Annotated in this window: 22 protein-coding genes and 1 pseudogene; 13 read left to right on the top strand and 10 right to left on the bottom strand. The window is 64.0% G+C overall.

What is annotated here, in order from left to right; translation table 11 throughout:
* Both ACIBQ1_RS20210 and ACIBQ1_RS20215 read right to left on the bottom strand, forming a co-directional pair.
* On the bottom strand, window positions 1-276 hold the full coding sequence (locus ACIBQ1_RS20210; RefSeq protein ID WP_397279428.1) for an endo-1,4-beta-xylanase: 276 nt from the start codon (window positions 274-276) through the stop codon (window positions 1-3).
* A 198-nt stretch (window positions 277-474) separates the two neighbouring features.
* Window positions 475-3,831 (bottom strand): AfsR/SARP family transcriptional regulator, encoded by a 3,357-nt coding sequence (locus ACIBQ1_RS20215; protein ID WP_397279430.1) that lies wholly within the window; start codon window positions 3,829-3,831, stop codon window positions 475-477.
* A gap of 1,221 nt (window positions 3,832-5,052) precedes the next feature.
* On the opposite strand from ACIBQ1_RS20215, the gene ACIBQ1_RS20220 reads away from it, so the two are divergent.
* From ACIBQ1_RS20220 to ACIBQ1_RS20230, 3 genes are all read left to right on the top strand, one after another.
* The gene (locus tag ACIBQ1_RS20220; RefSeq protein ID WP_397279431.1) at window positions 5,053-6,138 is read left to right on the top strand and encodes an epoxide hydrolase family protein; all 1,086 of its coding nucleotides are present in this window, start codon (window positions 5,053-5,055) and stop codon (window positions 6,136-6,138) included.
* A gap of 108 nt (window positions 6,139-6,246) precedes the next feature.
* Window positions 6,247-6,675 carry an SAM-dependent methyltransferase gene (locus tag ACIBQ1_RS20225; RefSeq protein ID WP_397279433.1) on the top strand — a complete coding sequence of 143 codons (429 nt, stop codon included), beginning with the start codon at window positions 6,247-6,249 and terminating at the stop codon, window positions 6,673-6,675.
* A 140-nt stretch (window positions 6,676-6,815) separates the two neighbouring features.
* The gene (locus tag ACIBQ1_RS20230; RefSeq protein ID WP_397279435.1) at window positions 6,816-7,724 is read left to right on the top strand and encodes an AraC family transcriptional regulator; all 909 of its coding nucleotides are present in this window, start codon (window positions 6,816-6,818) and stop codon (window positions 7,722-7,724) included.
* A gap of 614 nt (window positions 7,725-8,338) precedes the next feature.
* Here the strand turns inward: ACIBQ1_RS20230 and ACIBQ1_RS20235 are convergent.
* A complete protein-coding gene (locus tag ACIBQ1_RS20235; protein ID WP_397279770.1) occupies window positions 8,339-8,674 on the bottom strand; it encodes a hypothetical protein in 336 nt (111 codons plus the stop codon).
* 27 nt (window positions 8,675-8,701) lie between these two features.
* Between ACIBQ1_RS20235 and ACIBQ1_RS20240 the strand changes: the two genes are divergently transcribed.
* Both ACIBQ1_RS20240 and ACIBQ1_RS20245 read left to right on the top strand, forming a co-directional pair.
* On the top strand, window positions 8,702-9,166 hold the full coding sequence (locus ACIBQ1_RS20240) for an aKG-HExxH-type peptide beta-hydroxylase (RefSeq protein WP_397279761.1): 465 nt from the start codon (window positions 8,702-8,704) through the stop codon (window positions 9,164-9,166).
* Window positions 9,156-10,367 carry an MFS transporter gene (locus ACIBQ1_RS20245; RefSeq protein ID WP_397279437.1) on the top strand — a complete coding sequence of 404 codons (1,212 nt, stop codon included), beginning with the start codon at window positions 9,156-9,158 and terminating at the stop codon, window positions 10,365-10,367. Before ACIBQ1_RS20240 ends, ACIBQ1_RS20245 begins: the two co-directional genes overlap by 11 nt.
* Window positions 10,368-10,911: 544 nt before the next feature.
* Here the strand turns inward: ACIBQ1_RS20245 and ACIBQ1_RS20250 are convergent.
* Window positions 10,912-11,178 (bottom strand): hypothetical protein, encoded by a 267-nt coding sequence (locus ACIBQ1_RS20250; protein WP_397279438.1) that lies wholly within the window; start codon window positions 11,176-11,178, stop codon window positions 10,912-10,914.
* A 313-nt stretch (window positions 11,179-11,491) separates the two neighbouring features.
* Here ACIBQ1_RS20250 and ACIBQ1_RS20255 point away from each other — a divergent pair.
* From ACIBQ1_RS20255 to ACIBQ1_RS20290, 8 genes and pseudogenes are all read left to right on the top strand, one after another.
* Window positions 11,492-12,308 (top strand): annotated as a pseudogene (locus tag ACIBQ1_RS20255) (transposase); the annotation flags it as partial.
* A gap of 297 nt (window positions 12,309-12,605) precedes the next feature.
* Window positions 12,606-12,752, top strand: coding sequence for a hypothetical protein (locus tag ACIBQ1_RS20260; protein WP_397279439.1), 147 nt, complete (start codon window positions 12,606-12,608; stop codon window positions 12,750-12,752).
* Between the two features lie 98 nt (window positions 12,753-12,850).
* Window positions 12,851-14,011 (top strand): spermidine synthase, encoded by a 1,161-nt coding sequence (locus ACIBQ1_RS20265; RefSeq protein WP_397279440.1) that lies wholly within the window; start codon window positions 12,851-12,853, stop codon window positions 14,009-14,011.
* Window positions 14,008-14,661 carry a DUF6445 family protein gene (locus ACIBQ1_RS20270; protein WP_397279441.1) on the top strand — a complete coding sequence of 218 codons (654 nt, stop codon included), beginning with the start codon at window positions 14,008-14,010 and terminating at the stop codon, window positions 14,659-14,661. The genes ACIBQ1_RS20265 and ACIBQ1_RS20270 overlap by 4 nt, the downstream gene beginning before the upstream one ends.
* Window positions 14,658-15,341 (top strand): DUF6445 family protein, encoded by a 684-nt coding sequence (locus ACIBQ1_RS20275; RefSeq protein ID WP_397279443.1) that lies wholly within the window; start codon window positions 14,658-14,660, stop codon window positions 15,339-15,341. The genes ACIBQ1_RS20270 and ACIBQ1_RS20275 overlap by 4 nt, the downstream gene beginning before the upstream one ends.
* 81 nt (window positions 15,342-15,422) lie before the next feature.
* Window positions 15,423-15,782 carry a pentapeptide repeat-containing protein gene (locus tag ACIBQ1_RS20280; protein ID WP_397279445.1) on the top strand — a complete coding sequence of 120 codons (360 nt, stop codon included), beginning with the start codon at window positions 15,423-15,425 and terminating at the stop codon, window positions 15,780-15,782.
* 51 nt (window positions 15,783-15,833) lie between these two features.
* Window positions 15,834-17,114: an MFS transporter gene (locus ACIBQ1_RS20285; protein WP_397279447.1), complete on the top strand. Its 1,281-nt coding sequence runs from the start codon at window positions 15,834-15,836 to the stop codon at window positions 17,112-17,114.
* A 3-nt stretch (window positions 17,115-17,117) separates the two neighbouring features.
* The gene (locus tag ACIBQ1_RS20290; RefSeq protein WP_397279449.1) at window positions 17,118-17,747 is read left to right on the top strand and encodes a DUF6445 family protein; all 630 of its coding nucleotides are present in this window, start codon (window positions 17,118-17,120) and stop codon (window positions 17,745-17,747) included.
* Window positions 17,748-17,926: 179 nt separating this feature from the next.
* Here ACIBQ1_RS20290 and ACIBQ1_RS20295 read toward each other — a convergent pair whose 3' ends face one another.
* From ACIBQ1_RS20295 to ACIBQ1_RS20320, 6 genes are all read right to left on the bottom strand, one after another.
* Window positions 17,927-18,445 carry a transposase gene (locus ACIBQ1_RS20295; protein ID WP_397279763.1) on the bottom strand — a complete coding sequence of 173 codons (519 nt, stop codon included), beginning with the start codon at window positions 18,443-18,445 and terminating at the stop codon, window positions 17,927-17,929.
* Window positions 18,446-18,561: 116 nt separating this feature from the next.
* Window positions 18,562-19,551: a tyrosine-type recombinase/integrase gene (locus tag ACIBQ1_RS20300; RefSeq protein WP_397279450.1), complete on the bottom strand. Its 990-nt coding sequence runs from the start codon at window positions 19,549-19,551 to the stop codon at window positions 18,562-18,564.
* The gene (locus tag ACIBQ1_RS20305) at window positions 19,548-20,492 is read right to left on the bottom strand and encodes a tyrosine-type recombinase/integrase (protein ID WP_397279452.1); all 945 of its coding nucleotides are present in this window, start codon (window positions 20,490-20,492) and stop codon (window positions 19,548-19,550) included. Before ACIBQ1_RS20305 ends, ACIBQ1_RS20300 begins: the two co-directional genes overlap by 4 nt.
* A 121-nt stretch (window positions 20,493-20,613) precedes the next feature.
* Window positions 20,614-21,744 (bottom strand): tyrosine-type recombinase/integrase, encoded by a 1,131-nt coding sequence (locus ACIBQ1_RS20310; RefSeq protein WP_397279454.1) that lies wholly within the window; start codon window positions 21,742-21,744, stop codon window positions 20,614-20,616.
* Between the two features lie 36 nt (window positions 21,745-21,780).
* A complete protein-coding gene (locus ACIBQ1_RS20315; RefSeq protein ID WP_397279456.1) occupies window positions 21,781-22,797 on the bottom strand; it encodes a transposase in 1,017 nt (338 codons plus the stop codon).
* A 399-nt stretch (window positions 22,798-23,196) separates the two neighbouring features.
* Entirely contained in the window at window positions 23,197-23,442 is a 246-nt protein-coding gene (locus ACIBQ1_RS20320; protein WP_397279457.1) for a hypothetical protein, read from the bottom strand.
* Between the last annotated feature and the right edge of the window lie 9 nt (window positions 23,443-23,451).

Here is a 23,451-nt window from a genome sequence, read left to right on the forward strand (position 1 = left end):
TCACCACGGCGGCGTAGGTCGTGGCCGAGGCTCCAGCTCGGCGATCTGCGCGTCCACCCCGAGGGCGGCGAAGCTGGAGATGGTGGTGCGGTAGTTGCTGTTGCACAGGCTGCCGCTGTTGAAGTGCGACTGCAGGCCCACGCAGTCGATCGGCACGCCGCGCTGCTTGAAGTCGCGGACCCTGTTGTAGACGCCCTGGGTCTTGGCCCACGTCCAGTCGTCGATGTTGTAGTCGTTGTAGCAGAGTTTGGCGGCCGGGTCGGCGGTGCTGTCCACCGGGGGAGGTGCTGCACGCGCCCGGCCTGCGTGAGGCGGAGAAGGCCCGCCTGCGGCGGCTGCTGCGGAAACCGGCCCGTGCCCGGCGCGGGTCGAATCGCCGGGCCGAGCTCAAAGCAGCCGCTCCTTCTGCCGAGCGGAGGCGCAGGTCCAGGCGAAGCGCCCCGGGGCACCGCTCACCACCATTCCGGGCCGGTCTTATCCGCGCGCACTGTGCCGAGTGCCGAGGGTCACCCCGCTGATGAGGGAGCTGACTTCGGCAGCTTCAGAGCTGCCGACCGCGGAGAACAGTGTGAAGGCTTCCCGCCAGTACGACACCGCGGCGTAAGCTTTCCCCTCCTTGTACAGAGCGTCGCCGCGTACCCGCAGAGCTCTTGCTTCACCGAGGCGGTGGCCGGTCGCGCGGTGTCGTTCGAGAGCCTGATCGGCCTGAGTCACTGCTTCGGACGGTGCTGCGCGGGCGGTGCTGGTCTCTGCGAGCGCGGTCAGTGCGAGCCCTTCGAGCATGCGGAATGAGCGGTCGTGGGCGATCGCGTAGGCACGTTCGGCGTATGTGGCGGCGTCGGAAAGGCGGCCAAGGCTTCTGGCGGCGTTGGACAGGCCGATCAGGCTCATGACCTCAGGATGGCGGTTGCCTCCCCGTATCGCCGCGTCGAGTGCCTGCTGGTGGAGTGTCAGCGCCTCGTGGTAGCGGCCGAGATCGTGATGAAGCGTGCCGACGACGTTCAGGGCACCCGCTCGCAGGAGATGGTCGCCCAGGTCGTGGCTCATCGTCAGCGCCTTGTCGCCGAGCTCGAGCGCCGCGGCGTGGTGCCCGAGGTCCCGGCGCGCGGCTGCCAGCGCGACCAGGCATTCCAGCTCGACGCCGTGGTCACCGCGCCGGCGGCTGAGAGAAATACCTTCGTTGAGATATCGGACCGCCTCGTCGAGCCGTCCCAGGCTGTGGAGGACCGCGCCCATGGTGGCGATCAACGCGGTGGAATGGTCTGTGGTGAGCTCCAGGGCCTGACTGAGGTGGTGGAGGGCCGGCTCCAGCTGTCCGAGCAGGTGGTGGGCGTTGGCCAGGTTGTTGAGGTAGGCCTCCTGACCGCGCTTGCGACCGGTCTGCCGGGACAGCTCGAGAGCCCTGTCGAGGTGTTCGACCGCCTCCAGCAGACGTCCCAGGCGCAGGTATGCGTTGGAAAGCCCGCCGCGGGCGGAAGCCTGGCAGTCCAGCCATCCGATCTCCTCGGTGAGCGACAGGGCGCGGGCGTACCCCTCCATCGCCTCCCCAGGCCGGTCCTGATGCGTGTAGGCGTCGGCCAGGCTCAGCCAGATCACGGCTTGGGCCATGCGGGTGCCTTCGGCCTCGGCGACGGTGAGGGCGGCTTGGGCACAGGTGAGCCAGTCGTCCAGGTGCCTGCTCACCCAGAAATGGCCGCGCAGCGCGTCCGTCAGCCGCCACACCATTTCGCCCGGATGGTGCTGATGCGCGTGGCGGATCATTGCGACGAGGTTGGCGTGTTCGGCCTCCAGCCAGGCAGCGGCGGGTTCCTGGCTGCCGAAGGCTGCGGGCCGGACGGTGCCGGTGAGTGGTGGCTGCGGCAGCCGTACCCAGTGAGGGTGGAGCAGTTGGGCGGCGGCGAGCACGCTGTGCAGGTACCAGTCGTACAAACGTCGCCTGGCCTCCAGCAGCTCGCCGGGGGGTTCGTCGGAGTGGGCGTGCTCGGCAGCATAGAGGCGGAGGAGGGCATGGAAGGTGTAGCGGCCGGGGCTGTGCGCGCGGATCAGGTGGTAGGCGGCGAGCCTGTCCAGCTCTTGTCTCGCCTCGGCTGTCGAGTAGCCGGCAAGCGCGGCTGTTGCGGCCGTGGTGAAGTCCGTGCCGGGCAGCAGGCCGAGCAGACGGAACAACTTGCGCTGCGACTCGGGGAGGGCGGTGTAGGACAGGTCGAAGGTGGCACGCACGGCGGCTGCTTGATCGCTCCCGGTTTCCAGGGCGGCCAGCCGGTTGCCTTCGCGCAGCTCGCTCACGTAGTCGCTCAGGCTCAGGTGTGGGTTGGCGTCGAGGTTGGCTGCCGCGATGCTCAGCGCCAGTGGCAGGCGGGAGCATAGTTCGCCGAGTTCCGTCGCCGCCTGCGGATCGGTACCGAGCCGGTCTTCGCTCAGGAGCGTGAGGAGGAGGGAACGGGTTTCAGCTGGCGAGAAGGCATCGAGGGTGATGCGGAACGCGCCTTCCCGGGCGGCCAGCCCGCGTAGCTGGTTGCGGCTGGTGATCAGTGTCAGCGACTGTGCGCCGGGGAGAAGAGGGCGAACCTGTGCCTCGTCGCGGACGTTGTCGAGGAGTATCAGTGTGCGCCGGTCGGCCAGCAAGGTGCGCAGCAGCGCGGAGCGCGCGTCCAGCTCGGTCGGGAGCTGCTCGGGTGCGACATCCAACGCACGTAACAGCATCTCCAGAGCGGCGGCGGGCTCGACCGGCGCACCGGGCCCGAAGCCACGTAGATCGAGATACAGCTGGCCGTCGGGGAACCGGTCCTGGACCATGTGTGCCCAATGGACCGCCAGCGCGGTCTTTCCCATCCCGCCGGTGCCGCCGATCAGCACAGGCCGCGACGCGTGGCCGGCGGACGCGGCGAACAGCTCGTGCAGCTTCTCCAACTGGGCGCGGCGGCCCGTGAAGTGTGCGGTGTCGGCGGGCAGTTGCCGGGGCCGGGCGGCCGATGAGGGAAACGCGAACACGGCTGCTCGCGAGGGTTGTGCGGTCACGATCTCCAGCCGTTCCGGAACCGTGGCCCCGCTGCTTGTGGCAGGAGGAATCAGTAGCGCGGGATTGTTGGTGAGGATGTCGTGATGCAGCTTCTGCAGTTCGTCACCGGGGTCGACCCCCAGCTCCTGCCGGAGCAGATCGTTGACGGCGTGGTAGCCCTGGAGCGCTTCGGCCTGACGGCCGGATCGATACAGTGCGATCATGAGCTGGGACCACAAGCGCTCACGTAGCGGGTGCGCCGCCGTCGCCGCCTTGAGCTCCACGATCATCTCATCATGACGGCCTGACCGTAGCCCAAGGTCGAACCAACGCTCCAGCACTTGCGCTCGCTGCTCATTCAGCACGAGCACGTGATCGCGATACAACGACTCCGACGGCACGTCGACCAGGGCAGGACCTCGCCACAAAGCCAGTGACCGCTGGAGCAGATCGGCCTCGGCTCTCTCGTCACCGGCCCGGCCCGTTCCCTTTGCACGACTGACCAGATCAAGGAAGACGGCGACGTCGAGGTCCTTCACCGCAACCTTGAGGACATACCCCTCCTCCCGAGTGTGAATCAACTGCTGGTCGTCGCCGCGGTCGAGCAAAGAGCGCCGCAATCTGCCGATATGCGTCTGTACGGCCCCGCGGGCATCGTCCGGAGCCTCCCGGCCGTCCCACATCCGTTCGGCGAGCTGATCGAGCGAAACATGCTGGTTCGCCTGCAGGAGCAAGGTGGCCAGCGCGATCCGCTGCTTGAGCGCCGACACGGTCACCGGGACCCCGTCGCGCACCACCTCAAGGGCGCCCAGAACACCGAACCGTATCCCCATGCCGAAACGATTGCAGCTTCCGCAACGCGGGGACGCAGAGTTCGACGTACTTGAAAGTCTCCTGCGAAAGGGCCTGGTCAGAGCCCGCCTGGTCTGCGCCTTCACCGTTCGGGGACGTCATGGTGACCACGTCCCGTCCATAGACGACTATGAGGCCATCGGTGGGAATGGCCTCGCCATCCCGTCGTGGCGCAAACGGGTCTCGGGCGAAAGCGCTCGGACACGGAGGCGACCGTCGAGGCGACCATGGTCGCCGTGGCAGTCGCTGACGTGGCCATGGCGGGTTGAGAGGGCCTCGCTACCGAGGCGGCCTGGGGCTGGGGTCGACCAGACGACAGCGAAACGACGCCAGGACGACAACGGGTGGCAGAAATGTGAGTCATCCAGGGGGCTCACTGACCCCCTTCGATGCGAATTAGCGTTCCGAGATTGGGGTGCTCATAGTGGAAGTGCGCCGGCCACAGGCTCTCCCGGAGCAGCGGGCGCATCACCGCATCAGGTGCATGGGAACTCGGCATAACGCCTCGCCGCGACACTTGAGCGCCGGCAACGTAGCGACCGCTTCGACTGTCAGGCGCGCCAGGTGGCGTAATTCTCAAGCGTCTTGCGGCAACCCGCCGAGCACGACCACTGCTCGTCTGCCGGCGCCCATGACACACGGCCGGCTCTTGCTCGCGGCGGCCTTCCCCACGCCGTCGCTCGGCGCATGGACGAACCCGGACTGTCGCCCGTACCTGCCATGACCAGCGCCATTCGCCATTGACCTCAAGACCGTCCCACTCGTACGGAAGGAGACGCAACGGTGCTCATAGAACGGACGATGGTCCTCTCTGAGCCGCGCCTGCTTGCCGCTGTGGCACGACGAAAACCATCAAGCACGTGGACAGTCCACCACGAATCCACAACTCCTTTCCGACCGGTGCTCGCCCATGCCCCCTCCGGGGTCAGCGCATTCGGCCGTTGCCGTCGCTGCGGTCATCGCAGTCGGCACGGCAGTTCCCGTCGGGTGCCGCGCCGTCCAGTGGCACGATCCGAACACCTGTCTGACGCAAGCATCGCAGGCCCTCGCGCGTAGGCCCTCGCGCAGGCCCCCGCGCAGCCCCCGCGCGGGCGCCGGCCGCTTCCCTCGCCGTCCTGCCCGGCCGGTGAACTCATCACGGAAGGACTCTCCGTGATCAGTCACGCCGTTCTCATCCGCACGTAAGAGAGGGAATTCCCGAAATGAAGCCTTTTCGCATCGAGGTCCCGCAGCCCGAACTCGACTACCTCAACCGCCGCCTTTCCGAGGTGCGCTGGCCCCACCAGGTCCCCGACGCCGGCTGGAGCAGGGGCGTGCCGCTCGACCACCTGCAGGACCTGGCCGCCTACTGGGCCGACGGCTACGACTGGCGCGCCGAGGAGGCCAAGCTCAACGCCCACCCGCAGTTCATCCTCGAGATCGACGGCCAGCGCATCCACTTCGTCCACGTGAAGTCGGCCAATTCCGACGCGCTGCCCCTGCTGCTCGCGCACGGCTGGCCCGGTTCGGTGGCCGAGTTCCGGCACGTCATCGAGCCGCTCTCGCGGGACTTCCACCTCGTCATCCCCTCTCACCCCAACTTCGCCTGGTCGGGCCCGGCCTCGGCCGGCTGGGACTCCTATCGCATCGCCACGGCCTACGCCGAGCTGATGAGCCGGCTGGGATATGAGCGGTACGGCGCCCAGGGCGGGGACTTCGGCGCCTTCATCGCGCCCGACCTCGGCCGGGTCGCGCCGGACAAGGTCGTCGGTGTCCACGTCAACGCGGCCACCGCCGGTTTCATCCCGTTCGGCGAGGTGGACGAGAAGGAGCTGAGCGAGGCCGAGCAGGTCCGCTACGCCCGGCTGCAGAACTACATGAGCCAGGGCAACGGCTACTTCCAGATCCAGGCGACCAAGCCGCACACCCTCGGCTTCGCCCTCGCCGACTCCCCAGTAGGCCAGCTGGCCTGGGTGGCCGAGAAGTTCCACGACTGGGCGCACCCGGCAGGCTCGATCGACCGCGATCACGTGCTCACCCACGCGATGATCTACTGGCTCACCAACACCGGTTCGTCCTCGGCGCAGATCTACTACGAGAGCATGAACGGCCACAACTGGCCGACCCCCTCGTCAGTGCCGACCGCCGTGGCCAACTTCGCCGAGGACATCGCGATCCAGCAGTTCGCCGAGCCGCTCAACAACATCGTGCGCTGGAACGAGTTCGACCGCGGCGGCCACTTCGCCGCGCTGGAGGTTCCCGAGCTGTTCGCCGACGACGTGCGCGCGTTCTTCGCGGAGCTGAAGTAGCCCGATCCTGGCCACCGCTGCGGTCAGGTGCTCGATCGTCGAGCAGCTCGCCGAGGCGGGACCCGAGCCAGAGGGCACCGCCGTCCGTATGGGGTGGTGATCTGATCCATGGCGGTTCCAACGGCCGACGTGGACGATTTCCGGCTGGGCGGCAAGGAGGAACTGCAGGTGGACCGCGAGGCTGGGTCCCCGGCTCAGGAAAACGCGGTCGAAATCGCGCAGGCGATCAACCCAAAGGCGCGGACGGTGTACGTGGACAGCGACCCGATGGCTGCCCGGCATGGGCGGGCACTTCTGGCCAAGGACGAACGCACGAAGACAGTGCAATTGGATCTGCGGCCTCCAGAAGCAATCGTGAGTCGCGCCTCTGATGCTGGTGGCGGAAACAGCGCATTTCCTCAAAAGACGATGAGGATCCCTGGTCGTTCATGCTGCGGGGGTTTGGCTGCCATCGTGGGGTCGGATGTGGACCTTGGGCTTGCCGAGCAGGACGCCGAACTCGTGGATTCCCTGGGCGGGGTAGGGAGGAAAGAGTAGTGAGAATACGATGAACCGATTGCCTGACGGGTCAGGGAGAGGGCCACGGAAGTGGAGTACGAGAGAGCCCCTGACCCCTGCGAGCCCGGCCCTGCGGCGCACCATGATCCGCACGTTTGCGCAGCGGCGATTTCCCAAGGGTGCGTGATTTCGTGTCTCGCATCTCATGGCCGCACGCCGTCGAGGTCATCAAAGAACATCCGGCAGGGGGCTGCTACAAGGAGCTGTACGAGGGCAATATCGGTATGCGCATCCTGTCGTACGGAGCCGAGATCCGGGTCGCCGTCCCGAAGGTGCCGGATTTCTATAATATTTACTTTCCGCTGAGAGGCGTGGGGGAGGTGCAAGTCGAAGGCGAGCATATCGACGCGCCGTCGGTCATCGTGGGCCCCCAGGAGAGGTCCGACATGTGGTGGAGCGTCGACCACGAGCTATTGATCATCCAGGTTCCCTCGGCGCTGGTCGAGCGGACGCTCGCCGACTATCTGGGCGATCCGCCGAAGCGGGCCCCGCGTTTCCGTCCAGAGATTACTTGTGACAGTGCTTTCAGCGGGGTCCTCACCATGGTGTCGCTGTTGAGCGCGTACGACAGGCCACCATTCATGGTCTCACCCTTGGCCGGGCATCACTTCGAGCAATTTCTGCTGCACACCCTTCTGGACTCGCAGCCGCACGACTACTCGCCCATCCTCGGCGAGCCTGACGTCGCGTCCAGTCCAGCCGCATTGCGGCGGGCGCAGATCTACTGTGAGGAACACGCGGACGAACGCATCTCCCTGCGAGACATCGCCGCAGCGGCCAGGGTCAGCGTCCGCACCCTGCAACACGACTTTCGCAATCACCTGCAAACCACGCCTCTCGCCTACCTGCGCCGGGTACGACTGGCGCATGTCCATGCCGACCTGGTACGCATCGCCCAGACCGGCGCTCAGACCACTGTCACGGAGGTGGCCATGCGCTGGGGTTTCACGCATCTGGGCCGCTTCGCCTCCCTCTACAGGGAGACATATGGCCGATCGCCCTCCAGCACCCTGTACGGGTCACGGTGAGGCCTCACGCCTTGCCTCGCCGCGCATTCACCCGACCTGCTTGATCTGCTGCTGCTGCTGCTGCACATCGGCACTCGAGCGCAGACAACCCCGCCACCGCTGAAGGCGGCGACGATAACTTCATACGCCGTTGAATCATATCCAGAAAACGAAACAGATGTTGCGGATATGGGATTGCCGTCGGGGGTGCCGGTCTATCAGAATAAATTTGCTTTAGAAATTCTGTAAGGCGGGCGGTTCGCTCAAGTTCGGCTGCGATGGACTTGCTGATTGCTACGTGAATGCGCAGGCTCTTGTCGATGAGGTGACCCACGGGTCGACAGAAATCGATCAAGACGGCAGCTGCAGATTGACGGAGCCTGGTCCTACCGTCGTCAAGGTACACGTGAATCGCTCCGACACGCGAACGAAGAAGCTGGAGGAAGAGAAATGAAAGACGAGCCGAAACTGACCGTGCCGAAGCTTCCCGAAGTCCCGCTCTCCGAGCAGAGAGCCATGGGTAACGTCTTCGGCGGCTGAGGCAACCAATGGAGCTGCATTGGCAGCCCGATCCTGGGAGAGCACAGCTCGAGAGAGCTGCGCTCTCCCAATTCCTCGGGTCACAGCTGCAGGAATTATTGAAGTGCGACGCCGTCGAGCTCGAACGGGAACTTGGCGGGGATCTCTCCCACCCCGCTGCTTTCGCTTTGGCGTGGGCGAAAGCAAACGGTGGTCCCCCAACGCTCTCGAAGAGCGACTTGCTCAGGACGGTTCAAGAAAGCCGCCGACGCGCCGGTGATGTGGCCAAGAGAGTCGGATTCGCCGTTGATCTGACTCCGCTGGAAGAAACAGTGATCGCACCGACCGTCGAGCGACACATAAGTATAGCCCGACAGGCGGGAGATGTAGAGACGCTGGTCTTCCATCAGCCCGAGCAGTTGAGTTGTCATGGTTTCCTGAGACAAGCTCATGGGCTTATCGCCGACTACTGGCCGGCCATGCTCCAAGAAATTCGGACGACGGTTACCTGTCTATCATTCTTCACCGCCGGAAATGCCATCGGCTTCGCGGATATCTGCACACACGGCCTGATCTGCCTGCGAGCCGATGACCTTTCGAATGCGACCGTCCTCGCCGAGGAGATCATCCATGAGTCGTCACACGTTCGGCTCAATGGGATTCTGGCAAGCACGACGTGCCTGGAGGACGACCATGGTCGGCTCTATCAAACACCATTGCGTGAAGACCCCAGGCCCGCTGCTGGGCTACTCCATCAGCTCTTTGTCCTGGCACGCCTGTGCGACTGGCATGCACGACTGGGTACGCGTGCGGTAACCGAGCGAGCCGAGCGTGCGACACAGGACCTGGCGGCCGCGTATACGACCGTGCAGAACGAGCTGCCATTGACGACTGCGGGACGCGAACTCGTGTCAACAATCAAGCCAGCTCGTTATGCCAGGTAGTTCAAATACCGCGATAAAGCCTGGGATCCCACTCCGTGCCAAAGCATGGCTTTGTGCCGCCATGGTGTCCACGACCGGAAGCATGGCTTTCACCGTGGCTCTCGCATGGGCTGCGACTGCGCACGGTGGAGCGGCTGCCGGCATTACCCTGACTGTCGGAATCCTGCCGCAGGCGACCCTGCTATTGGTCGGAGGCGCTCTCGCTGATCGGGCGGGCCCTCGGCGGGTCATGGGGTTCACCCTTGGCGCCATGACGCTGAACTCTCTACTTTTGGCCGCTGCCGCCACCGTTTTCGGTACGCAAGTGTGGCTGTTGGCGGCATTCAGTCTGATGACCGGGCTGATCAATGCATTTCATCTTCCTTCGGTCACGTCGATAATGCGTCGTCTGGTGGCTCCGGAGCAACTGTCCAGAGCGCTGGCTGTTCAGCAGGCCGGTCGTCAGGTGGCAGGGTTTGTCGGTGCACCGCTGGGCGGAGTCCTCACCGTCGGATTTGGAATTTCTGGCGCGGCGATTGTGAATGCTTCCAGCTTCGTCCTGACGCTTATCGTCCTGACGTTCGTGCGCCCACCTTTTGAGCCGCCTGGAAAAGCGAAGAGTGCAGGGCTGATCCATGAGGCGAGCGACGGCTTGAAGCTTGCGGCAAAGGTTCCTCTCCTGCGGGTCGGATTGTCAGTGATGGCTGGCGGCGCAGCCTTTATCGCGCCGATTACCATACTCTTTGTGCCGCTTCTGGCTCGAATGCGCGGTTGGAGCCCTTACGAAGTCGGATGGCTGCTGGGGGCCCAGGATGTGGCTTTTTTCGTGGTAGCAGTAATGACATCACGCTACGGCACCTCTCAGAGGCCCGGTATCGCCTCGGCTGCTGGTATTACTGTCACCGGTGTCGGGGCTGCGATACTTTCCATGTCGCCTGCCATGCCTCTTGCTCTTACCTCTGCGGCTTTGGTGGGATTGGGATATGGCATTGCCGCTATGCATTTGACCCCCTTGGTCATTCAGTCGGCACCAGAATCACATACGTCCAGGATTTCTGCGATGACAACTCTGGTGCAAAGTCTGGGCGTAGTATCTTCGGTAAGCTGTTTTGGGGTGCTGGGAGAGATCGCAGGACCGGTAATCGCGGCCACCGCGAACGGGGTCCTGCTTGTGTCGGTCGGGTTGCTTGCATTCACCTCCAGGCACTTTCGCGCCGCTTAGCGATCTTTGGTCAACGGTTTCTGCAGGTTGGTGCCAAGGTCCACGACGCTCGGGGGAAGCCGAGCTTGCGAGGCGTATCGAGGATTAATTCGTGATGTCGGGCGCTCGGGTTGGTGGTGTGAGGCGTAGCCCGAGTTAGCGGCCAGGCAGCCGTTGAGCAGGTGGGACCGGTATTGCAGCTCTTTAGGCCGCGCTTGCTGATGCGAACGAGCTGGGGCAGGTCCGCGACGACGAGGTTGGCCAGTGGTCTGGTTTGAGTACCGACCAGATGCCCCGACGAGCGGGGCGCAGGTGGGCGTGTGCGGCCAGTAGCAGATCGCGGTAGGAGAAGTTCTTCGGCTCGCCCGTTCGGCCGTGGTAGACGTTCAGCCGATACAACAGGGGTGCGCCTTCTGTGCCTGATCTGGGCCAGGCCCGGTAGCACGTGATCGCGGCGATCTGCACCCGGCCGGCGCCGCCGCCGCGGACACTGGTCGCCGGGGTGTGTCCGCCTCGGCCCCAGGTGCTGGCGCGTGGCGGCCTGTACCCATGGCCCGCTCCGTCCTCAAAGCAGAGCAAGTACCTGCTGCGCTGCTCCGACCCGAAACTGCCGGCTGAGGACATCGCCCTCGGCCACAAGCAATTGCTGGAGGTTGAGCGAGGATGGTGAGACATGAAGCAGGTCATCGACCTGCGCCCGGTCTATCACCGGTTCGAGGAACGCATCCGCGCACGTCATCTTGTGCTGGCCGGCGCTGCTGCTGATCCGCATCATCGAGACCACCACCGGCGCCACCTGGAACCGCATCCGCGACGAGTTCAACCTGCTCACCGTGGCCACCTTCACCGGCCCGACCGGCAACCTTCCGCCAGCGCGCCGAGCTGACCAAGCCCCAGCGCGACATCATGACCAAGCTCGACATCCCGACCCCGAAGAAGATCGTCGAGGCTACACTCGCCGCAGACGCCTGACCAGGCTCAACATCTGCGCCCAGTGGCACGCCGCATCAGCGCGCCCGCAAGTGTTTCCGCAGCTCAAGCCCCTGATTCACGTGCTTTTCTCGCTACCCATCTGCGGAACGCAGGCTCGACCGCCTGGGCCAAAGTTCGCTCACAGGGCACAGGGCACTGGTGCCTTGTGAGCGAACTTCTGCGGCAAGATTCTTGCTGAGGTTCGGTCGCACAGCGCCTGCTGGGCTACGGTCAACCCGCCTCGGCCCGCCGGCGTCCGTGAACAGACCACCCGCGAGCGCCGGCAGCAGATCCACGACCTGCTGGACAAGGGTGTCGGCCTCCTGGAATGCGCGCGCCGACAGAATCTGTCCCCGGGCACCGTCAAGTGCCACGCCCGCACCCACACGCCCGAGGCTTTGCGCCGCGCTCCACGCTATCGGCCCAGTCTCGTCGATCCTTACCGCGATCCCCTGCGTGAACGGCGCCGCCGCCGACCCAGCTGATGCAGTCCAGCAGTTGTTCCGAGAGATCAAAGAGCTCGGGTACACCGGCAGCCTCAACCTGCTCTACCGCTACATCACCCAAGGCCGAGCCGAAGGGGCGCGGCCCGTCATCACCCCGCGCCGCCTGGCCCGCCTCCTGCTCACCCGTCCCGACCGGCTGCGCGATAGCGACACCCAGTTGGTGCAGGAACTCACAGCCGCCTGCCCCGAACTGGCCGAACTCGCCCGCCATGTCCGTAGTGTCGCCGAACTGCTCACCCCAGTCGCAGGCAACGACGCCAAGCTCACCGGCCTGGATCGCCACGATCCAGGCCGCTGATCCGCCCCACCTGCACGGCTTCGCCAACGGCCTCGAACTCGACCGCGCGCCGTGAACGCCGCCCTTACCTTTCCGCACCACAACGGCCGGATCGAGGGCGTCAACACCCGCACGAAGAGGATCACGCGACAGATGCACGGCCGTGCCGGATTCGACCTGTTGCGCCACCGCATCCTGCTGCAATGAGAATCACTCAACGCCACCACCGATTACGGGCCAGAGCCGTTAGCTGGACACACCCGCAATCTCGCCCGCCTCGATCAGACCCTCGCCGTCTGAATCCAGTTAGCCAGCAGGGTCAAGGGCAAGAACAAGCCCGAGTCTCAAAAGCAGGACAATCGCTCCCACGCCCGCCTTCGCGGACCGGGCGCAGCTTCCGCTATCCCGAATGCGCAGCGGATCAGACGTGACGTGGATATTGCCTGCAGCTGTGCGCGGCTAGGCTCAATGTCAGATGCAAAAAATGCACAGGAGGTGGTATCCATGTCCGCTAAGAACGCTGATCTCGACGGTTTCGACTATGAGACCTATGCGAGGACTTCGGAGAACAACATGCCGCGCAGCGCGTCATTCAGGCCGCTGACCGAGGCTGAGCAGCATGAAGTTGAGCGAGTTCTGAAGCTCAGCTAAACCCCAACTGCTGTACATACAGTAAGACACCCAGGCGTTGTCCGGGTGCGAACCCGGACAACGCCTTCTCGGTGCATTATCTAGGTGGGTTATATAGGATGCCGAGTGACCTGTATGCAAGATCGAACATAGTGGTGCATAGTCAGTTCACGACACTTGATGGCAGTCGCGTATTTGTAGGCAGCCAGCCGGACGACTTTGCGCTCGCGGGGCTCCTTGCGCCGGGATCCCGAATATGTATGCTCGGGACTGGTTTGGGTGGCGCAATTCGACCGATCCTTGCTCTGGCACCGGATGCCGGCCTCGTCTGCGTTGACGCAGACGAACAGATGCACAAGATGGCCGGGTTGATATATGCCCGCCATTTCCCAGAGCTCGCGGTTGAGATGCATATGGGCGACGCATGGCAGTACGTACGCAGCAATGAGGGTGCGTTCGATGCCGTCTGCGTGGACCTCTATGGTGCTGGCGGACATGCTGACTTTGTATTTGATATCGATTTCTGGCGAGATATTTCGAAGGCCACAACCCCTGGCGGCGTGGTGCTCGTAAATGCTTGGGGCTTGCCGTCGCACCTCCGGCCGCTCAGTGGCGACTCACCGCAGCATGAAATCGCAACCTTGCTGCGCCGCATCTGGGAGGATGTGCGCTATATCCCCAACCGGAGAAACCTGACATTCATCGCAGGATTCCAAGGCGAATGCAGATCGGTTCCGGAGTTGCCTGGAGATCTCTCCGGGATCGATAAGGCGATTGCGTGTCTCCTGCCACTGCGCTTCCGCTACGCGTCCCCCGTCGAAGAGATGTCGGACTATAGTCTTCATGCTGCGCGCCATACCAGCCTCGCCTTGGATGAGGAAATGATTGGGCGCTGGCCCAACTTGCTAAAAGTGCTTGCGCGCACCTGCGAGGCCGAAGGATTTGACCCGGATCTCGCAATGTCAGGCGGACTTCTGGGATCTGAGAGCGCTGCAGACAGAGTTACCCTGCGCCTGCTGGATGAAGGTCGTGCCGAAGCCGACTACATTCCGGTAATGGCTGCGGCGCAAGCATTCCGTGGTCTCGGTGAAGGTGATTGGTTCGGGCCATGGGTGATCAATGCCCGGAAAACCGTCGGAGCGCGACACCCTGCGTGGTATGTAAATGTCGCGCTCTGGCAGGCGCTTGCGATGGCAGCCTTTCCGTTGGCCCCTCGTGCACAATGGGTTGAGCAACTAGCGGATATGGCGATTGAGATCTCTCGCAACCAGAAAGGATGAGCCTCGGCGTGCAAACTAAGGTCATCGTGGTCGACGACTTCTACGTGGATCCGGATGCCGTTCGTAAGATGGCGCTTGGCATGGAGTACAATAGTGTAGGCAAACTGAATTATCCTGGCTGGGAAGGCGAGAAGTCACTCCTGCCTGGTGGGATCGCTGAGCGGTTCAGCACGCTTATCGGCAGGCGAGTGGAATTTGACGAAAAGCGTTACCTTCTCGGCGGCTTCCGGCTGATCTCCCAGGAGACTGGAGCCTTGACCAAGGTCCACGCAGATGTCTCCGTGGACTGGGCTGCCATGGTCTATCTCACCCCGAGCGCTCCCGTCGGGGCGGGAACTGGGTTCTTCCGCCACCGAGAATATGGTGTGGATCGTCCGCCTTCGGACCGTGAGGCCCGCGCACTCGGCTTTGCCGACGCAAATGCCTTTGAGAACGAGATCGTGAAGCGCGACATGGCCGATCTCGACAAGTGGGAACTTATCACGAAGATCGCCCCGGTCTATAACCGCCTATTGCTCTTCAGAGGCTCACAACTTTATCACGCTCCACTCGGAGGGTTTGGGGAGCGGCCGGACAATGCTCGACTCACGCAAAGCTTCTTCTTCGACGAGGCGACTGAGGCGCCGTCAGCCGGCCGGAAGATTGCATGAGCACCAGTTCGGCTCCCGTATATGTAGCGACGTCCGCGGACGTACCGGAAGAGTTGCGTGACGATCTCATCGTTGTTGACGATTTCTATGTCAACCCTGAAGCCGTGCGGGAGATGGCACTTGCGGTCGAGTACATCGACTACGGAGAGGAAGCCAACTTTCCCGGTGTCGAGAGCCTGAAGGCCTACCATTCCGAAGCTCACGGTCGCCGTTTCGCGAGCATTATTGGCTCGCAAATTCGTTTTGACGAAACCCAATGGGTATACGGTAAGTTTCGTATTTCAACTCGACATGATACTGCACCCACAGTGGTGCATATCGATCCGGTCGATTGGTCGGCGGTAATCTATTTGACGCCTGATGCGCACGAGAGAGGGCAGCTCGGCATCTTCCGAAGCACTCGGTACGACAGCGTCACAGTTCCTGATGCCGGCGAGCTAAGGCGACTGGGATTTTCTGACGCCGTTGACTTCGACGTGCGGTATGTATCACAACATACCTTGAATTCCGAAGCATGGGAGCCGGTTGTCTCAATTCCGGCCCTGTACAACCGGTGCGTGCTCTTGCGTGGGTCTAGGTACTTCCACGGCATTATGGACCTTTATGGATCAAACAAGCAAAGTGGTCGGCTCACGCAGAACTTCTTTTTCTGGGAGGCCGCCAACAGTGCAACGAGATAGAGGACATATCTCCAACGGAGCTGTTTGCGATAACAGCGAAGTCGGTGGGGTCGGCCCGGAAGTATCACTGACCTGTATTGGGTGCCGTTGTCTGGAGACCTGCTTGCTGAGGAGAGCCAGGATGTTTTGTTTGGAGGAGCGTGCTGGAAGAACACAATGCTGGAAGGAGCCAACCTTCCTGGAGTTGACTTACATGGCGCGGACCTTCGTGGCGCTGACCTGTCGCATGCAAATCTCTCCGACGCGGGCCTAGACGAATGTGACCTCCGACGGGCTGACCGCCAAAGTGCATATCTTGTCGGCGCGACACTTCACCGTACTGCGCTACGCGGTGCCGACCTGTATTCAGCAGTGGTGTGGAACGTTGACTTTGCAGGCGCATTTAGTGAAGGCGCGGAACTTGGCCGGGCTGACCGTAGAGGACCGACTGAAGCCGTGTGACGATGCATGTCCATACGCTGATACAATCCCGAATCCGAAGGACTGTCAGACGTGATCGACCGTTCGAAAGCGGCGCTAGGTGCGAGCTTCTGGCGTTTCTGGGCGGCATCGCTGGCATCCAATCTGAGTGACGGCATGGCGATGATCGCCCTTCCGTGGTTGGCTGCTACGGTCACGGACGAACCGTTCCTCGTGGGTCTGGTTGTGGCCTGCGGACGGCTTCCTTGGCTCTTGTTGGCAATGCCGGCGGGAGTCCTGGTGGACCGTGTATCCAAGCTAAGTCTTATGACGCTTGCCAACGCTGTTCGATGTGTTCTGTGGGTGTCGCTTTGCCTGGTCATTCTCGCTGAACAAGCCTCCGTGCCGCTGCTGGCCATCTTCGCATTTCTGGCTACGACTATGGAAGTCGTATACGACATCTCCACCGAGACCACGACCAATGCATTGGTACCCGGTAACGAGCTTGAACGAGCTAATGGTCACCTTCGGACCGCGGCCCTCGTTGCCCAAGAAATTGCGGGTCGGCCGCTCGGCGGCTTCTTGCTGCGCGTAGGAACGTTCCTGCCTTTTGCGTTCAACGCGATTGCGATGATCCTCTCGGTGGCTGCACTTTTGATGTTGAAGAAGCACCAAATGGAAGGCGCTGCGGACAACACCGCTCGCGGGCCGGAGGCGAATGCCCGCGAGTCCCTACGTCTCGGCCTGTCAACTGTATGGCGGCACCCGCTTCTCCGGCTCATACTCTTGATGTCCCTGCTCATCAACGGCTCATTTTCGCTTGCACTGTCCACGCAGGTGTTGTTCATGCAAGACACCCTGGGTCTGGGCTCGGTCGGCTTCGGGGTGATTATGGCTATTTCAGCGCTAGGAGGGGTTGTCGGCGGACAAATGGCTGCGTACCTGAAAGCGAAGCTACCCAATGGTCGGCTGCCGCCGGTTTGTCTCTTCGCCATGGGCGCGTCATACTTGCTCCTTGGTTTGTTCCCTTCGGTGGCAGTGACCGCCGTTGTGTATTGTTTCGTGAGTGCCATAATCGTGACCTACTCGGTATCCCTCTATGCGATCCGGCAGCGAGTCACCGCCTCTGACGTCTTGGGACGCGTCAATTCGGTTATGCGGTCGGCGGCATGGGGTGTGACTGCCGTGGGAATGTTTGCCGGAGGCCTTCTGGTTGATGCCCTTACGCCCTGGATCGGCGTTGCTGACGCACTGGCGGTCCCTTACGTTGTCATTGGTGCATCCTGTCTCGCGACGGCGGCTGCGGTAACCCGACGATTCGCTGTCCTGGCGCGGGATTTTGATCCCGCAGGACGTGTTCAGAGTGGAGATTGAAGCATGAGCAAAATTCTGCAGGTCGTGGACGATTTCTATGCCGACCCCTGGAAGGTAAGGGAAACCGGACTGCGCGAAGAGTCATGGCTCCCTCCATTTAATGACGGCGGCCATAAGTTTAGTACGGAGACACAGAGACTGTTCTACACGCCCGAATTGGTCGAGTTGCTTGAGGGCTTGGTAGGTTCAAGAATCAAGGTTGATCCGAAACGGGTCTCTTTTGGAGTGTTCGCATACTATAGCGAAGATTCGGACGTCCGGTTCTCGACGCACTTCGATGACACTGACTGGTCGGCCATCGTGTACCTCGTGCCACCGGAGTCCTGCTCTGGCGGCGTAAGTCTCTACCAGCACATACCGACTGGGTTGTTCGGTCCTCCTGCAAATGACGAGGAAGCGGCAGAGTTGGGCTTCGAATCGCGCAGGCAATTTCTGGATGACGTCTACTTCCCAGACAAGAGGCGACCGGACCAGTGGCGCGAGATTGATCACATTGGAATGGCGTTCAATCGGATGGTGCTCCTGCATGGCTCGGCGCGCTTCCACCGTGCGACTTCAGGCTTCGGCAAAGACCGCGCGACGGTGCGTCTCACGCAGCGCTTCTTCTTTGATGAGGCTGGAGATCCAATGTGACATTCTCGCCTCCAAGATTCTTGAAGAGATGGAGGCCTTCCTCTCGAAATGCAGAGGAGAAGTGTCATGCCCAAGAAAGAAGACGCGGAAAGCGCTCCTGGGAACGACGGCTTCGGCATGCGTCGCTGCGGCACCGTAAGCATTCAGAAGGATCTGTGACGGTGGGTGATACGCGCTGGTCAGATGTCTATCGCGATGGGTGGCATCCAGAGGTTGCCGGTGAAGGCACGGTGCATCGCTTCGAAGGCGCTCAGCCCGTGCTTGCGGGCGCTGTCGAGGTAGGAACGGATGGTCAGCCAGTGCGTGGCACCGTCGTCGGATTGATGGCAGCCGGAGATCTTCACCTGCGTCTTGACCGGGCGCAGCGCGCGCTCCCCGGTGTTGTTCGTGAACGGCACCCAGCCGGGAAGGTCGGCGAAGCGCAGCACCTCATCAGCCCGGTCCCGCAGGCGTTCCAGCAGGTTACGGGCCGGGGACTGTTTCCGCCCAGGGGCGCGGGGATGCAGCGACAGCCCGACCGCGATCCCGTGATGGAAGGTTTCGAGGTAGATCCGCGCCCGCTCGGGCGAGATCTCGGCCAGCCCCTCCTCGCGGGCCTTGATGGCCTGCTTGTTCAACTCGGCCAGCGCCCACCGGATCTGCGCCGGCCACCGCTGACCGGGATGATCCTCGGCCGCAGCGGTCAGCTCCCTGACCAGATGGGCCTTATGCCGAGGTCGGCATAAGGCACATTACGCCGACTTCTTGGTTATGCCGACCTCGCCGCTGTTGGAGCTGATAGAGGAAGGTGTCGTCGACGACGAGGTCGGCATAATCACAGGCGTTCGAGGAAGTGCAGGAGTTCGCCGGTCGGCCGGTAGCGCCCCGGCCTGCTGGTCAATGGCGTGGTGCGGTCCAGAGCTTGCTGCTTGAGCGCAAGGTCGGCTTGCAGGTAGAGCTGTGTGGTGGTGACGTTTTCGTGTCCGAGCCATAGGGCGATGACGGTGATGTCGACACCCGCGTGAAGCAGACGCATGGCTGCGGTGTGGCGCAGGACGTGTGGTGTGATCGTCTTGTCATTCAACGACGGGCAGGTGCGCCTGGCGACGTCGATGTGGCGGGCAAGGCGCCGTTCCAAGGCATCGCGGCTCATCCGGGTGCCGCGGTTGGTCGGGAACAGCGGGTCGCCGGGGGCACCTGCGCGTTCTGCGAGCCAGGAACGTAAGGCCGTGACGGTGCCGTGGGTGAGCGGCGTGATCCGGTCTTTTCGGCCTTTGCCGTGGCAGGCGACGTAGGCGCCGTGGCCGAGATGGACATCACCGCAGGTCAGGCCGAGGAGTTCGGAAGCGCGTAGCCCGGTCTGGATCACCAGGAGGAACAGCGTGTGATCGCGGCGGCCGGTTATGGTGGTCTGGTCGGGTGCGGTGAGCAACGTGTCGACCTCGGCGTCGGTTAAGAAGGTGACGATGGTCTGGCCGGTGCGTTTGGCCGGGATCGCGAGGACTCTCGCGATGTCGTCGGCGTGCTCGGGATGGCGCAGCGCGGCGAAGCCGAACAGCGAGTGGATCGCCGCCAGCCGGGCATTGCGGGTCCTGATACTGTTGCCACGCTCATGTTCGAGGTGGTCCAGGAACGCGCAGACCATCGGGGCGCCCAGGTCCGCGAAGTCGAGCCGGGAGGCCGTGACGCCGTTCTGCGTGGAGGCGAAGGTCACCAGGAGCCGGATCGTGTCGCGGTAGGCGGCGATGGTGTGCGGGCTGGAGCGCCGCTGGGTGACGAGCCGTTCGGTGAAGAACGCCTGGACGGTGGCGGTGATCACGGTCATCGTGGTTCCCGCTGCCGGGGTTTCCGGTCTTCGGGGTCGAGCCGGCGGGCGGCCTCGGCCAGCAATTCAGGAGCGGCCTGCAGATACCAGTAGGTGTTGGCCGGTTCGGTGTGGCCCAGGTAGGCCGACAGCAGCGGCATCCGGGCGGCGACGTCGCCGCCGTCGCGGCACCAGTCCAGCAAGGTGGCGACCGCGAAGGCATGGCGGAGATCATGCGGGCGGGGCCGTGAGGCTCCCGAACGCCCGGCCAGCCCGGCCCGGCGTGCCAGCCGGGCGAAAGTCTGCCCGACGTTGATGTAGTTCAGCCGGGTCCCGGCCATCGACACCAGCAGCGCGGGGCTGACCGGCACGGGGAAGTAGCGGTCGCGCAGCCGCCGGTAGTCGTTGATCGCGGTGACGGTGGTGGGATGCAGGGGCAGCCGCCGCCATTTGCCGAGCTTGGCGTGCCGGACCTCCAGAAGGCCGCGGCCAGGGTCGAAGTCGTCGTCGTCCAGGGCCACGACTTCACCACCACGCATTCCAGTGATCGCCATGACCCCGATGAAGGTCTGGATCGTCGCCGTGCGCAGGGGCGTCTTCAGCGTTTCGGCCTGAGCCATGAGCGCGGCGATGTCGGATGGGGAATACAGGTAGGGCACCGCGCGCCGGGTTCCGCCGGGCAGCAGACCACGTGGCGGGATCTGGGTGGCCGGGTCGAGGGTGTGCAGGTAGGTGGCGAACCCGCGGACCACGGCCAGCCGGAAGGCCAGCCATCCGGGGCTGCCGCCGACCGGCAGGCTCGCCCAGGTGACCGCGTCCGCGACGGTGATCGTCGTCGTGCCGCGCTCGCCCAGATAGCCGATGAACTGGGCCAGGAGCTTGGCGTCGCGATTCAAGCTGAACCCCAGACTCCGCCGCAAGGCCAGATAGTCGGCCAGGACATCGCTCAACTCGCGGGTCATCGCGTGCCCCCCTCACTCATCTGCGTACTCATCTGCGTGGGCGCCGTGGCGCCTGTGGACGGCCACGGGCGGGCCAACGCGCGCAGCTTGTCGACGTCGACTTTGGTGTAGATCGCGGTGGTCAGCGGACGCCGGTGCCGAAGCACCTGCCGATCTCGGCCAGCGGCGCGCCCTCGGCGAGCATCGCGGTCGCCGCGCTGTGCCGGAGCCGGTGCGCGTAGATCACACCGAGCCCGGCACGGGCGGCAGCCGCTGCCACCGCCTGAGTAACACCGCCGTTCGTCAGCCCATGGTGCGGGGCTTTGATCCTGATGAACACGTTGCGGTCCAGCGCGGTGGCGGGGCGGCCGTTGCGGAGATAGTCGGCGACGACCTCACCGACGTCGGCGGGAAGAGGAAGCCGGTCACGGCGGTTGCCCTTGCCTCGGATGGTCACCTCCCCGGCGCGCCAGTCGATGTCGTCCAGACGCAGATCGGCGACCTCACCCGCGCGTAACCCCAGCCGGGCCAGCAGCGTGAGCATCGCCAAGTCCCGCAGCCCGGCCGGCTGGCCGCGATCGCATGAGGCCAGCATGGCCTGAACCTGCGCCGGTTCCAGGGGATCGACGCGGCCAGGGCGCCGGTTGGCGACCTTGGGAACCGCCTGTGCCAAGGCAGCGGTGATGACGCCCTCGACGTGCCAGAAGCCCAGCAGCGACCGCAGCGCGCTCGCCAGCCGCTGCGTCGTCTTCGGGGCCAGCCGCCGTGACTGCGTGACCAGGAACGCCGAGACCTCGCCGGCGGTCAGCCTTGCCAAGCCCGCAGGACCAGCGGAACTGTGTTCGGTGACGAACGGCCGCAGCAGATCCACGTAGCCGAGCGCCGCCTCGACGGTCAGGCAACGCTCGGTGAGTAGATAGCCGTGATAGCGCTCCAGCAGCACTTCGGCCACGGTGGCGGGAAGGACGGTGATCGGCGGTGGTGCCGCGCCCTGTTCCCGCAGATAGGTCAGCAGCGGCTGGAGCGCCTTCGGTGTCCGGTACGCCGTATACCCTGCAGTACGTCGCGCTGCCAGGAATCGGTCGATCACCGCCTCGGTGAGCCCGGCCGTGTCCAGGTTCTGCTCCTCCAGCCAGCGGCTCAGATGCGCGGCCAGTCCCAGTTGAGTCTGCGACGAGTTCCTCGTGAACCCCAGCCGGGCCAACTCGGCGCTGAACCCCTGGGCGTAGGGGGTGAGCGGGCCCGTGAACCGGACCCCGTGCGGTCTCTCCATGGTCGCCTGCCTCTCCGAACGTCGGAGAGACCAGCCTCACGCGGCTGTGATTATGCCGACCTCGTCGTCGACGACACCTTCCCCTATCAGCTCCAACAGCGGCGAGGTCGGCATAATCAAGAAGTCGGCGTAATGGGCCCCGCACCGTTGGTGCCGGGCCGCGCCGTAGCCGTTGTACAGCGACAGCGAGTCGTGCACCAGCACGCCCCGGAATTGCGGCAGCACGCCGAGGGAGTTGGCGCCTTCGCGGGAACGCTCGCCCAGGCCGAGCAGGGTCAGCCGGTCGGTGGCCGCCACGTGCAGCCACCGGCGTACCGCGCCGATCTTCGTGGTGGTCTCATCGACGTGCAGCACATGCATGACCGTGATGCTGTCGGCGACGAGGCCGGCGGCCTCGGCGAGCACCGACGACACCCAGCCGGGTGACACGCGGGCCCCGGTCACGTCGGCGATCAGCTGGGCGCAGCGTTCCACCGGCACGTGCTGGAAGACCAGCAGGTAGGCGGTCAGCGCGCGTAGATTCGGCCCATACGACGAGGGCGCGCCCGCCACCTGAGCGGGCATGAGCGCGCTGGTGATCCGGCCGCACCCGCCGCACTTGCAGCGATGCGCCCGATGCTCGGTCACCGTGACCGTGACCAGGGGAATGTCACGGACCTGGCGGCGGGCATAGCCGACGCTGTCACCAGCCGACACCTCCTTGCCGCATCCGCCGCACGCGGCCGGGACGTGATCTTCCACCTCATCCGGCGTCTCGGCCATGGCCAGCCCGGCCCCTGGTGCTCCCGGCTGGCGGCCCCGCTTGCGCCCGCTCGTGGGCGGCGGCTTCTTCTCCGGCCTGGAGAAGATGTCGCTGGAGGGCGGTAACGAGGAATTACCGGAGTTGCGGCTCTGCCGGCGTTCCAGCTCGGCCACCCGCGCGCTCAGCCGGTCGACCGTCGCCTCCAGTCGCGCGATGGTCTGCCGCTGCTCCTCGATCGTGTTCATCTGCCGGACCACCAGCGCAGCCAGCTCGTCATACGACGGGCGGCGACGGTCCGGGGTCTTCGGCACCTGAAGATCATCCCACCCTGCGAGCAGCCCTCACGACGACAAGATCATGAACTGCTGAATGCTTACATCATGATGAACCTCTGCCTTTCTCGGGGGCGCCGCGAATGCTGGAATTTCCGGGGGTGGGCTATTGATCAAAGGATCACGAAGCACTCCCGCCGCATGGAAATATGCCTTCTGGACTGCGCAAAATGTTAACGCTAACATAAAATGCGCTGGACGACCTCCGGAGATGCGCCGCTTCATGGTTGACGGGCTCACTATGAATCGGAAGTGATCGTGCGTCAAGGCGTTCCACCGCAACCATGAAACATCGTGAGGTGACCAGCCTGATCGTCCTGGCTGACAAGGGCTATGTCAGCGCGGGGGAGTACGTGCGCGTCCCGTAACAAGCCACCCTCAAAAGCCCGCCGCCTCGTCCGCGTAGCGGCGCAGGCGTCGCGCGGACGTCTCCAGGTCGGCGGCGGCCGCCACGCAGGCCGCGAGGTGGGCGGTCACCGACGCGTGCAGCCAATGCGGTGCCCCGCCACCGGCCTTCAGCTCTGCCTCGATCCCGCGCAGGCGCTCGGCGCAGGCGGCGAGCGCGCGGGCGTCCGAACGCAGGACTTCGGCGTGGGCGATGATCGCGGCGATCTGGGCGGACATGGCTCCTCC

It is taken from the genome of Nonomuraea sp. NPDC050153 (genome assembly GCF_044460125.1).
GTDB lineage: Bacteria > Actinomycetota > Actinomycetes > Streptosporangiales > Streptosporangiaceae > Nonomuraea.